The following is an 11,614-nucleotide window of genomic DNA, read 5'->3' as shown; positions in this document are numbered from 1 at the left end:
AAAACGGTTTTTGATATGTCATACAATCATTTAATCAAGGCTTAAATCTGAACCAACAGAACGTGGATTTCCAAGTTTTATGCCCGTGAGTTGCTGATTAAATATGGCATAGTTATTGTGTGATCCTGTATTAATTATTGGGAACACAAGATGGTCGAAGAAATGGGCTCGTTTCTCAATTTCTTCACTATATACCTTGGCAACTATTTCAGGATCATTTTTAAATTCCCCACAACCCCAGGCGCCTAAAATTGCATTGGGCTGTTTTGCAAGAATTAATGTATCGAGTTGGGCGGCGATGCGTCTTCTTAGATCCGCTATATATTGTTCCTTGGTTTCAAGATCCAAGGCGTGGGGTGTGGAAGAAAGTTGCGGCGCTGCTGATCTTAATTCATAAAATGGGAAAATATCTGACTCAGGAAGAAAGGCGTAACTCAAGTCACTATCTGCAATATAGTGTGCTGGTGTAAAGTCTTCAGGATCAGTAGGAAACGCTATTTCAGGCCCTCTGAAACAGACCCTGGATTCTGGGCTAAAAAATACTTTATATCCTTGGGAGTCTGTTTCGCCACTGTGATTTTTTAATGCCTCAAGTTCTTCCGCAGTCATTTTTATCTTGGCTTCTAAAAGCATTCTTGCTGGGTCACGGTAGCAAAATGCCTTGGCTTTCTCATCTAGATAAATCATATTGTCTAATAAAGATTGAGCACAGGTACTTCGATGCCAAATATTTTCCTCTTGGGCACTTCCGCCCTCCAGGGCAGCGCCTCCAGGAAACTGCGGATTTGCCATATTGAGTACCGAATAAGGTACGCCATATTTTTTGGTTGCTTCAAGCGCTGCAAGCCCCCAATCCTTATGAACTACTTCAACTAACTTTGGAGAAGCTGATTTCTTTTTGGCCCATAGGTTTAAATTAGATTGTGCTTGCTTGTGTAATTCCTCTGATCTTTTTAAATCAGTGATCCAATCCAAGGTTTTTTCCATGCTTTTGTGTCGCCATCGCTGACCAGTATAAGAGCCTTTGAGAAGGCTTGGTTTATTTTCAGCATGCACTTCTTTAATCACAGATGTGGTATTTCTCTGAGGTAATGGTTTAAATAGTCTAATTTTCGACATCATTTTGTCTATCCTTAATCTCTTGCTTCCATCTTCTATCCACAGCGACTTGCTTCCAAAATCAATTGATTGGTTTTTATTAAGATTCCGCTTTTTAATGGAAGACGGTACTCTTCAAATTTCCATAGGTACAACAGCTTTGAGTGTCATTAGTTTAAATTTCCATAAACAGACAGGGCTCTTGATTTTTATTTTTTTTGATAGGGAGAACATGCAACAGTTAGGGGTATCTCTACTAACAGCAATATTCTAAGCAATTGTATCCTTCCTTATGTACTTCTTTGACGCAACGATGAAGTCGTTGAATCAAAGTCAGTAGACCAAAATGCTCAAAAAAAGTCAACTGTGTTTTTTGTTGTGAGACGAAGTTCATTTATTGTCATCTGCATGGGGCATGCAGGAGCGCAGAAAAGATCGATTCCAACACTGAATGTGGCGGTATAAAAAGCCTGAAGAAGAAAAATAATTACTAAGAATAGCGAGGTGTTAGAAAGGCCTTTCAACAAAAATAGATTAATAATTAGTCTATAATTATATTAATCTAACTTTTTGTTTGATAAATATGAAAGTTGATCGACAATCAATAAGAGAACTATGTGGTGAGAGTTCCGAAGTTGTTGTATTTGGTTTTGGCAAATATGACTATAAAAAGCTCTGTGAAGCCATCAATCAAAATGATGAGATGAAAGCGGTTCATTCTGATAATTACGATACCAAAAATGCAGACCTAAGCAAAAATAATCCCTATTCTATGTATAATTATTTTAAGTTTATTCTTAACGACTTAATTGTTGAAAATTATAAGAAGCAAAAAGAAGGCAAACCGATAGTTCCTTTAATTTTTGTAGTGGGGAAAAGTGATGCGAGTTATGACCCAAAACAAATTGCTGAAAGAGAGTACGATCCTACCGATAAATGGGTCACGCTTACAGAACTACGAAGAGTCTATAAATTAGCAACAGAATTTGGCCCTGAATTTTCTAAAGTTGCTTTAAATACAGTTAAGTTTGTAAGTCTTGAAACAAATTCTGATGTAACTACATTAAAGCCTGTTACTCCTTTTTGGGAAGACAAAAACTGGCAGAAAGAGTGGCAAACACGAAAGGAAGAGACCAAGCAAACACATGGTCGACTGATTAAAAACAGTATTTGGCGCTCCAATTTACAAGAGAAAATTCAAGAAATCGATAGTCAATGTTCTGATGAGAAAAGTAAAGAAGAAAAAAATACTCTTAAGAGTTAGCCAAAATCGGCTCTTCGGACGAGACTCGAATGGGTGACCCCAGAATTAATCTATACCGCTATTCCCAACAGTGAACCAATACCTGCACTCACAACCATCGCCAGTGTCCCCCAAACCACAACCCGCACTGATCCTAATATGATTCGAGCGCCCCCAACCTGTGCCGCAACCCCTCCGAGTAATGCCAAAAATAGAACCGTCATCACGGATATGGTTAGAATAAGATAGGTGCTGGGAACAATAAATATGATTAATAGAGGTAATAATGAACCAAAAGTAAAGCTGCAGGCCGAAAACATTGCTGCCTGCAGCGGACGTGCACTCGATATTTCTGTAATACCAAGCTCGTCTCGAGCATGTGTACCTAAAGCATCCTTAGCCATCAATTGCTTTACAACTTCTTTGGCAAGGCCGGGTTCTAATCCCCGATTGATGTATATGGTGGTTAGCTCTTCTATTTCATTCGGTAAACTTGCCTCAAGTTCTCTCTTTTCACGTTGTAGCGCAGATTTTTCTGTATCTGCTTGAGAGCTTACGGATATATACTCACCCGCAGCCATTGACATGGCACCAGCAATTAATCCGGCAATCCCGGCTATAAGTATACCATTATATGGCGTGTGAGCCGCAGCAACACCAATCAACAAGCTCGCTGTAGATATAATACCATCGTTTGCGCCCAATACGGCCGCACGCAACCAGCCAATTCGTTCGATTCGATGATGTTCTTTATGTTGCATAAACGGCAAACCTCCTATGAAAAACAGGTCTGGGGCGAAATGCCACCAGGTCAATCTCGTGGCATATCCGATTTGTGTTTATATACCGCTTTTTCAGGAATATCAGTAGCTGAATAGATGCTAATTATTTTAAATGGTTTTTTTGCATTAAGATTAATAAAATTATGAGGAATCCCTTGAGGGACAAAGATCATATCACCTGCTGTAACGGTTGAATTTTTTCCATTGAGAACCGATTTAGCCTGCCCCTCAACAACAAATATGACCTGATCAAATTTATGAGTTTCCATCCCAATCTCATTGTTGGGGTTCGTTTTGGGGGTGATATTCATGAAAACAACCTGAGCATCTTTACCGGTCATGAATGCGAACTTCCAGTTTTCATTATGTTTTGCCTTTTCAAAGATTTTGGGAGAAATAACCGCATTTATTTTATTAACGGCGCTTTCTTCAGAACTGGCAAATGAAGATGCTGCGATTAAAGTTGACATCAAGAACGTAGATATAAAAGCTCTTCTAATTCCTTTTATTTTCATACTATTCTCCGTAATTTAAAATTTGCTGTTCACCTATGTAATAATTGATCTTCTTTATATTAATTTTTCAGTATATTTTAAAAACTGCAACTGATTACCCACCGAACTACGCAATAAACTCAAAACTATATTTAGTGTAGCATATGGATTAAATATTGTATTAAACGTGATGAAGTTAGAACAAGATAGAATTTGACTTAAAAGCCTTAACTACAAGCATTTCTTCAGATGTATTGTGATCGCTTGGCTTGGCATTAAAAGAACTGTGCTTATCAATATGGGTAAATAATTGCTAAATAAATTCAATTGCCTCCAATTTTACATCTAATTTAATTTTTTTCATTCATTAGCAAGCAGTAATTGAGATATAGTATCTATTAGAAATGATTGCTATAATTTTCTCATTTTATCAATAAATTAAACAATAAAGCGTTATGCCTCATTTTTTTAAAGCGCTAAATCCTTTGTCCAAGTCATCAGGTATTAACTATCGAAACAAGCCTTTGCTGCATGTATTAATGTCTGAGGAAATACCAGATCTGTTAACTCAGGAATTTATCCAATTACAGTGGAATAGAGATTTATGCTGGTATGAAACTATCGATGCAACATATGCATGTTTGGTCGGAGATCATTATGATCATCCACCTCCCGCTTCTCAAAAAAATTTGTTTGAGCAAATAATGACAGTTTTTTTTCGTCCCTATCTGATCCCTGTAATCGTAGGTTCCGAAATCCATGCTGTTTATACTCGTAAAACAGGGGTCAAAGGCGCATTGGATTTTTTAATTTTTCCATTGGTAGCACGTAAGTTAATTGCTGATACCTGGTTAGAAGAAAGAAAAAATACACCCATTATTAATGGAATCGCTTGGGCAATTGCAATTCCTCTCGAAGTGTTAAGACATTCGCTGGCTATAGCATTAACTATTGCCATGATTCCTATTGTCTCTTTAATACATATATTCAGAAGCTTAATTAATACTTTCTCAAATGTACCTTTACAGGAAAATGAAGAAGATACTATAGATTTGATGCTATTCTAAATTAGAACAATCCTAGTAATTGTTATTGAAAATAACAGTTATAGAAGGGGGTGATCGCAAGATGAAGATCACGAAACCAGTCGTCGATAAATTACCAATACCCGTTTCAATGACTCCTGGTAAGTCAGCACAAAAACATTATTACGATGATGCTATGAAGGGATTTGGTGTCAGAGTTACTTCCAGTGGTACAAAAGCCTTCTTTGTTGAAAAACTGATAAAAAATAAACTGTCTCGCATTACCTTAGGTCGTTATCCTAAACTCACAGTTGAAATGGCAAGAAAGGAAGCTCAAAAATTGCTTGGGCAAATTGCGACAGGAATTGATCCGGTTGCCGAAAAGTGTGCTGAAAAAAACGTCAAATCACACTAATGAACTGAGTCCAATATGTCCCAAATTCATGACCCAGGGTGGGGACGGCTAAAACCTGGTAATGACGCGCTAGTCCCAAAATATCCGCTTTGTCTCTGAGATATCGGATAACATGTTTATGTGAATTTACTTGCATGATGATAAAATATTAATCAATGGTGTCTGCCACATTGATTTTATAAAAAGTGCAAAACATATGGGTTAAATTATCTATTCCCTCAGTTGTTCTTAATGACTTTATTCCTTTCTAATAATTCGTCTATTTCTTTTTGTATGTCGTAATTGAATTGGTTCGCCGAAAGGCCAATTGATGTCAGAGTGGTATTGTATTTTAAAGTGGCATGCTATGAGAAAGAAATCCGTTACACCTGTTTATCAAAGATGGCTTTTGTTTTATTAAGCACTTCTGATAAAATATCGCGCATTTTAATCTGATCCAAATCTTTAGAAGGGATAATAGTGTTTCAATACAATCGTTTTTGGCATTTCTGTTTTCAGTTAAATAATCGACATTACTTTAGAGCTTCCTTAGTATCCTTAGTAATTTCCCTGCTCCTTATTCCAGCAGCTGTATTTTTTCCACCATTATGGGGGCTGGTTGTCGCACTTCCTCTAATTGTAGGTGGGACAATTGCTTTGTTTACTCAACTCTCTAATTTTTTCTATAACAGACAAAATCAGCGATTAACACAGCTTAAGGCAGAAACTACTGATGAAGCTTTAAAAGAAGAAATTGATTTATATCTAAACCGCCGTGTAGTTTGCCCTGAAGAATTGCTTGCAGGAGCTCATTTAAATCTCCCTCATGATACGCCAAAAATGAAAAAAGCCGCAGCAGATACACCGCTTCTTTTCGAGACTGAAGATACATTAAATATCACCAAAGCTTCAAATGACATCTATCGCCGTAATTCTGCAGTTAAAGCAACAAGCGAATCCAATCAATTATATGTAAAAACTGTTGCAGCTAAAGATGGTCTTTCGGAAGTGGCAGCTCGTGAAATGGCTGAGATTCTCGGATTTGGAGGCTTGATTCCATCGAATACGATTACTGGAACAGATGTATTACACGACTATGAGAATGAGCCTTCTATACCTAACACAGGTTTAGTTCTTTCACGACAAAAAATAAGAGAATTAATAGATGAGAGAAGAGAGGAGTCGCCTGAAAGAAATATAACAAATAGTCCTGGAGTACAAAACGCAGTTGCAAAATTCGTATTTAATTTAAAAACTGCAGCTTATCGAACTAAAGCGCAAAAAGAAGAACAATTTAAGTTATTACATGTCCAAAAACTTATACCTAATGCCTTAGATGGACTACAAGTTTATACACAATTATTTAATGAGCCTGTAGTTCTGCCGGGGCAACTTGTTCTTGGTGGCCTAACAGAATCACAGAAAAGACAACAGCGTGTCCAAGCTAAAAATATAGTACAAAAAATTAGCCTTCCTTCATTTCAAGAAAATTTCTTATTACATCTTATCTTAGGCTCTCAAGACGCCAATCCTGGAAATACCCTATTTACCGATGGTTCAAATGATTCAGTAATACTTCATAGCATCGATCACGAAAGGATTATGCCGGAAGACAATTACAATATTACAAAAAAAATTCCTCTTGCAAATGGAACGAATCTCGCAAGCATAACTGAAAAAGATGTTGAAAATGTATTTCCTATCCGTTTATGGTTAGCTGGTTTACCACAAGCAAATGTTCCATTCACCAAGGAAGTTATAGAAAAAACCATCGATTCCCTAAATCCTGAACGTTTACTTGCTTATCACCACCAGAAAAAACTTTTTTCATCTGCAGCGGTAGGAGCGCAGTTAGAAAGAATACTCTTAATTAAAAATACATTTGAAGAGGAAATTAAAAAATCTCAAATTACTTTAACCCCTAAGCAGTTATTTTTAAAACTTATCAACAATCATCCTTCTTATATTTTCTTAAAAAATGAGCTTCAATTAAGTGAATTATCTACATTTATGCTATTAGGTCAAATCCCAGAGGGAGCGGATATGAGCTTATTACGACACCCATTGCAATGGTTCTCAATGATAGGAATGATAGTAGAGGCACAACTAAATGAACTGCAAGGTCGCCCTTCTTTTTCCGAAGAAAGCTTTAAAAGCTCTCATGCGCATCATGTATTATTTTTTAGCCTTGCTAACCAACAAAAAATGGCAGAAGGAGCAAATAAAGCAGGCTTAGATATTTTGAGTGAAGCCTCTGCACATTTGGGATTGCACTAATTTCACAATTTCTTTTATTTGGCCTGAATGCGAAGCTCAGGTCAGATAAAAGCTCATTTTTAAACTAACGCCTAGACGCCTGTATTTAACTAGCTAAATTCGTTAATAGGCTTCTTTCTATGCTGAACAATACCTCTAATTTCAATCCGAAATGCTTTAACCTTAGCAGTTGTTCCGCCATGTTTTAAAGCATTGGCATTACAACGCGGTGCTCCTGAGCCCTTAGCAACTCCATGAATATGGGAACGAGTTTTACCTCTGATTTTTTGACCCCCAACCCCCTGTAGCTTTGCAAGGATATTTGCTTGCTGAACAAAGCAATTAGCCAATTTTACTGTTGTACTAGTGCAATACTTCTTTAGCTCCAAGTCATCACATGCATTAGCATATGCCATTGTTCGTTGTTGTAATTCATGAATAGACAGCATTTGTGCTACAAGCATTGCTTGTAAGCCATCATCAAAACTCATTGCTGACATGGCATTGCGACTTTTTTGTTTTGCCTGCTCCAGGTCAAATTTATTAGACCTAATGTCGTGAGTAGCAGTAGCATTGTTGTGGATGATACGCTGAATAAACTGTTCTTTTGCTTCTGCTTCAAAAGTACAGGTAGTCTGTATTGACTTAAGCTCCAGTTACCGCAAGCTAATCAGGCGTTACTTTCCCAATGCCATGATTGTTGCCGCTCGCTTTTATGTAATTCGTTTATTGAATCAATTCTGTTTGCAGACTTATCAGCAGATTGACCCTGAAATGAAATATCAACGAGGTCTGTTGGCCGCATTGAGAACCAATCCCAATAATCTGACGGTAAAACGATTAAATAAACGAGAACGTTATTTGCAAAAGCAGCCTGTCATTGCCGCACTTTATTACTTTAAACAGCGATTACATCGCCTACTCATGCGAAAATATCGCACCGCAAAGCAGTGTACGCGTTTGAATAAGAGGGAAAATGAAAATAACAAAATCAGCCGTTGATAAACTACCTTTGCCTGTTTCAACGACTCAGGGAAGAACGGCACAAAAGCGATATTACGATGACGCAATGAAGGGATTTGGTATCCGAGTTACCTCCGGTGGAACTAAGGCTTTTTTTGTTGAAAAACTGATAAAAAATAAACTGTCTCGAATTTAGGCCGTTATCCTGAACTGACAGTTGAGATGGCAAGAAAGGAAGCCCAAAAACTACTTGGGCAAATTGCGACAGGAATGGATCCAGTTGCCGAAAAGCGTGCTGAAAAAATGCGTCAAATCACCTTAAACGATGTATTCAATGATTACATCCATGTCCGTAAATCGTTAAAGCACAATACTCTTTATAATTACAAAAAGGTATTAGCCACAGGATTTGCAGGCTGGGTTAATAAACCCCTTCTTGGCATCACCAAAGATAGTGTTGCAAAACATCATAAAAAATTAGGGCAAGAACATGGAGAGGCTTACGCCAATTTAGCCATGCGTCTACTGCGCGCCCTTTTCAATTTTGCGGCTGGTCAATATGAAGATTCACAAGGTAAATCATTTTACAGTTCATGATTTAAGACGAACGTTTATTACCATTGCTGAGGGATTGGATATCTCAGCTTATGCTTTAAAGCGTTTGATGAACCATAAAATGAACGGCGATATTACTGCTGGATATATCGTGACCGACGTTGAACGGTTGAGAAAACCAATGCAACAAATTACCGATTATTTTTTAAAGTGCATGGGTGTCCAACCATCCGCAACACTAATAACAATCCAACCACAAGGAGCAGTTCATGAGTAAAGAAATTAAGGTTCAAGATGACGTATTACGTTTAAACCAAGATTACAAACATTTTTTAACCGATATCAAAACAAGGTTACAGACGGCTCAGATCCGCGCAGCACTGGCTGCGAATAGTGAGTTGATTAAGTTTTATTGGGAGCTTGGCCTGATTTGATCGAGAAACAAAAAAACCATCAATGGGGTTCGCATTTTCTTGAGCAATTCTCACATGATATGAGACAAGCATTCGCTGAAATGCAGGGGTTTTCTAAAAGAAATCTTGAATACATGCGACGGTTTGCCCAGCTGTATCCTCAAATTGAATTTGCGAAACAGCCCGTTTCGCAATTGCCTTGGGGGCACATTGTGCGCTTGATGCAGATGGTTAAAGAAGAGTCTAAGCGAGAATGGTATGCTGAACAAACTATAAAAAATAGTTGGTCACGAACCATTCTTGAAATGCAAATCGAGAGCGGTTTATATGAGCGCCAAGCGATTGCCAACAATAAAACCTCCAATTACCACAAGCACTTACTCGAATTACAATCCGATTTAGCCAATGAAATATTAAAAGATCCCTATAACTTTGACTTTCTGACCATTCAAGGCAATGCTCATGAACGCTCTATTGAAAATGCATTAATTACGCATATACGCGACTTTCTTATTGAGCTCGGTCAAGGTTTTGCCTTTGTTGGTTCTCAAGTGCCCTTGACGTTTGATGATCAGGAATTTTTTGTTGATCTACTATTTTACCATCTCGAGTTACGAGCCTTTGTGGTTATCGAATTGAAAAATACAAAATTTAAACCTGAACATACAGGACAGTTGGGTTTTTACCTTGCAGCTGTTGATGATCAATTAAGAAAGCCTGGAGATAACCAAACGATTGGAATCTTGCTATGTAAATCAAAAAATAAAGTCATTGCAGAATATGCATTGCGAAACATTAGTGCACCTATAGGTGTTTCAGAATATACCTTGTCTAAATCAATTCTCACGGATTTGAAAGGCAGTTTACCGACAGTTGAAGAAATTGAAGCAGAGTTAAATGAGTCTGCAAAAGAGGATTGATTGGTTCAATCTATTGTAGACTTATAAAAAATGCTGGGACAAAAGGGACGAGGGGGCACCCATATTAATACCAGGTTAAAACAGTCCCGGCATGAATTGTTCATGTTGGGACTTTGGAGACTTTTTGCTTTTTAGTTCTGTTGTTTCAATTTAAAAATAAAAAATAATATCAATTAGAGATAACAAGGCATTTAAAGTAAATTCCAATATAAATTTCATATCTAATTTCAAGGGAAATTACCATGGTAAATTATCGAAGGGATTATACCTTGGGCGCACTCTATTTTCTCACATTTAACAAAGATTAAATTTCTTTAATTGACAAATAGAATTGAAGAATATCGAAACAGTAGTTTATATTGAGCGTTTCTTGATTATACGTAAGGATATCAATCTATTGATTTTTCTGAGGGAACTATTTTATATGGTTTTTTCATTCTATATCACTTATACTCTTTTATAGAGGGCATATAAGAGTGAATATTATGAGCATCTTGATTAAATTCGAAAGCTTGGCTAAACAAGCAATCTTTTCCAGTAACAAAGATATCATTCTTCAATCGATTGGCCTGCTTGATACGATTAAGGCTAAAAATAATCAAAAAATAAGGATGACTTTATCTAATAGTTCTGAACAATTTGCTGATATGTCTAGGGTAGTTAGATAGTAAAAGGATTTATCATTAAGAAATTAGCTTTAGTTGGTTCAGGTATTAAATCTATATCTCATTTCACAGTTGAATTTAATACTTACACTACCAGTGCAGATAAGGTTTTGTATTTAGTTAACGAGCCTATTACTAAACAATGGATAGAACGTTATTCAAAATTGTCAGAATCTCTTGATCCGATATATTTTGCTGAAAATGATCGACAGATCTCTTATGATAAAATAAGGGATAAAATTCTTACTGAGCTGGAAACACATAATTTTATTACGGTGGTACTTTATGGGCACCCTGCAGTTTTCGCAGATCCAGGCTTACAGTCTATAATTATAGCTCAAAAAAAATCGATTGAAACAATCGTCTTACCTGGTATTTCTGTTGAAAATTGCCTCTATGCAGATCTTAAAATTGATCCTGGACAATTCGGATGTTTCCATGTAGAGGCAACAGAATTATTGCTGTATGATAAAATTATCGATCCTACAGTGCATCTTTGTATTTGGCAGCCAGGTATGATTGGCAATCGCTCTGTACCTAAACCAAATCAAAAAAGTAATCATTTAGAATTACTAAGAATCAAATTAAAAAAATATTACCCAGACGACCATATATCTATTCTTTATGAGGCGTCAATGTACCCAGGTGTTGAACCAATAATACATAAATTCCCATTATATGATATTGAAGATCAAAACATTGGAACACTTTCAACATTATATATCCCCCCTCTTCCTCAAAGGAAACCTAATTTAGATATTCTGAAACAAATAACTTCATAGAATAATCTACTAATTATTTAAGGA

11 protein-coding genes and 3 pseudogenes are annotated in these 11,614 nt (G+C 36.8%); 10 read left to right on the top strand and 4 right to left on the bottom strand.

Annotated features, from left to right (window positions below):
• Positions 1-30 precede the first annotated feature (30 nt).
• On the bottom strand, positions 31-1,122 hold the full coding sequence (locus BW930_RS05335; protein WP_058469338.1) for a poly(ADP-ribose) glycohydrolase domain-containing protein: 1,092 nt from the start codon (positions 1,120-1,122) through the stop codon (positions 31-33).
• Positions 1,123-1,681: 559 nt separating this feature from the next.
• Here BW930_RS05335 and BW930_RS05330 point away from each other — a divergent pair.
• Positions 1,682-2,362, top strand: coding sequence for a hypothetical protein (locus BW930_RS05330; protein WP_058469339.1), 681 nt, complete (start codon positions 1,682-1,684; stop codon positions 2,360-2,362).
• A gap of 50 nt (positions 2,363-2,412) precedes the next feature.
• Here BW930_RS05330 and BW930_RS05325 read toward each other — a convergent pair whose 3' ends face one another.
• Both BW930_RS05325 and BW930_RS05320 read right to left on the bottom strand, forming a co-directional pair.
• Positions 2,413-3,102, bottom strand: a complete 690-nt coding sequence (locus BW930_RS05325; RefSeq protein ID WP_058469340.1) for a VIT1/CCC1 transporter family protein — start codon at positions 3,100-3,102, stop codon at positions 2,413-2,415.
• A gap of 50 nt (positions 3,103-3,152) precedes the next feature.
• Positions 3,153-3,638, bottom strand: coding sequence for a cupin domain-containing protein (locus tag BW930_RS05320; protein WP_058469341.1), 486 nt, complete (start codon positions 3,636-3,638; stop codon positions 3,153-3,155).
• A gap of 434 nt (positions 3,639-4,072) precedes the next feature.
• Between BW930_RS05320 and BW930_RS05315 the strand changes: the two genes are divergently transcribed.
• The 3 genes and pseudogenes from BW930_RS05315 to BW930_RS05305 all read left to right on the top strand — a co-directional run bounded on the left by BW930_RS05315 (position 4,073) and on the right by BW930_RS05305 (position 7,313).
• Positions 4,073-4,684: a hypothetical protein gene (locus tag BW930_RS05315; protein WP_058469342.1), complete on the top strand. Its 612-nt coding sequence runs from the start codon at positions 4,073-4,075 to the stop codon at positions 4,682-4,684.
• A gap of 61 nt (positions 4,685-4,745) precedes the next feature.
• A pseudogene (locus BW930_RS05310) lies at positions 4,746-5,033 on the top strand (Arm DNA-binding domain-containing protein); the annotation flags it as partial.
• A gap of 483 nt (positions 5,034-5,516) precedes the next feature.
• Positions 5,517-7,313 carry a hypothetical protein gene (locus BW930_RS05305; protein ID WP_058469344.1) on the top strand — a complete coding sequence of 599 codons (1,797 nt, stop codon included), beginning with the start codon at positions 5,517-5,519 and terminating at the stop codon, positions 7,311-7,313.
• An 89-nt stretch (positions 7,314-7,402) separates the two neighbouring features.
• On the opposite strand, the gene BW930_RS05300 is transcribed toward BW930_RS05305, so the two are convergent.
• Entirely contained in the window at positions 7,403-7,792 is a 390-nt protein-coding gene (locus BW930_RS05300) for a hypothetical protein (protein WP_058469345.1), read from the bottom strand.
• A gap of 121 nt (positions 7,793-7,913) precedes the next feature.
• On the opposite strand from BW930_RS05300, the pseudogene BW930_RS05295 reads away from it, so the two are divergent.
• From BW930_RS05295 to BW930_RS05275, 6 genes and pseudogenes are all read left to right on the top strand, one after another.
• Positions 7,914-8,255 (top strand): annotated as a pseudogene (locus tag BW930_RS05295) (transposase); the annotation flags it as partial.
• 13 nt (positions 8,256-8,268) lie between these two features.
• A pseudogene (locus tag BW930_RS05290) lies at positions 8,269-9,087 on the top strand (Arm DNA-binding domain-containing protein).
• Positions 9,080-9,244: a DUF1016 N-terminal domain-containing protein gene (locus BW930_RS17265; protein WP_139325578.1), complete on the top strand. Its 165-nt coding sequence runs from the start codon at positions 9,080-9,082 to the stop codon at positions 9,242-9,244. The pseudogene BW930_RS05290 and the gene BW930_RS17265 overlap by 8 nt, the downstream one beginning before the upstream one ends.
• Entirely contained in the window at positions 9,241-10,143 is a 903-nt protein-coding gene (locus tag BW930_RS05285; RefSeq protein ID WP_238587911.1) for a PDDEXK nuclease domain-containing protein, read from the top strand. Before BW930_RS17265 ends, BW930_RS05285 begins: the two co-directional genes overlap by 4 nt.
• A 485-nt stretch (positions 10,144-10,628) precedes the next feature.
• Entirely contained in the window at positions 10,629-10,811 is a 183-nt protein-coding gene (locus tag BW930_RS05280) for a hypothetical protein (RefSeq protein ID WP_011945261.1), read from the top strand.
• On the top strand, positions 10,808-11,590 hold the full coding sequence (locus BW930_RS05275) for an SAM-dependent methyltransferase (RefSeq protein WP_349284407.1): 783 nt from the start codon (positions 10,808-10,810) through the stop codon (positions 11,588-11,590). The genes BW930_RS05280 and BW930_RS05275 overlap by 4 nt, the downstream gene beginning before the upstream one ends.
• Positions 11,591-11,614: the final 24 nt, after the last annotated feature.

Origin of the sequence: Fluoribacter gormanii, assembly GCF_900156395.1 — a bacterium.
Lineage (GTDB): Bacteria > Pseudomonadota > Gammaproteobacteria > Legionellales > Legionellaceae > Legionella > Legionella gormanii.
Note: the sequence above shows the minus strand (reverse complement) of the source record. Positions and strands in the feature narration are given on the sequence as shown.

Coding starts and splice junctions, on each gene's coding strand:
- BW930_RS05330 (WP_058469339.1), top strand. CDS start 1,682: ATGAAAGTTGATCGACAATCAATAAGAGAACTATGTGGTGAGAGTTCC.
- BW930_RS05325 (WP_058469340.1), bottom strand. CDS start 3,102: ATGCAACATAAAGAACATCATCGAATCGAACGAATTGGCTGGTTGCGT.
- BW930_RS17265 (WP_139325578.1), top strand. CDS start 9,080: ATGAGTAAAGAAATTAAGGTTCAAGATGACGTATTACGTTTAAACCAA.
- BW930_RS05300 (WP_058469345.1), bottom strand. CDS start 7,792: ATGTCAGCAATGAGTTTTGATGATGGCTTACAAGCAATGCTTGTAGCA.
- BW930_RS05320 (WP_058469341.1), bottom strand. CDS start 3,638: ATGAAAATAAAAGGAATTAGAAGAGCTTTTATATCTACGTTCTTGATG.
- BW930_RS05280 (WP_011945261.1), top strand. CDS start 10,629: ATGAGCATCTTGATTAAATTCGAAAGCTTGGCTAAACAAGCAATCTTT.
- BW930_RS05335 (WP_058469338.1), bottom strand. CDS start 1,122: ATGATGTCGAAAATTAGACTATTTAAACCATTACCTCAGAGAAATACC.
- BW930_RS05315 (WP_058469342.1), top strand. CDS start 4,073: ATGCCTCATTTTTTTAAAGCGCTAAATCCTTTGTCCAAGTCATCAGGT.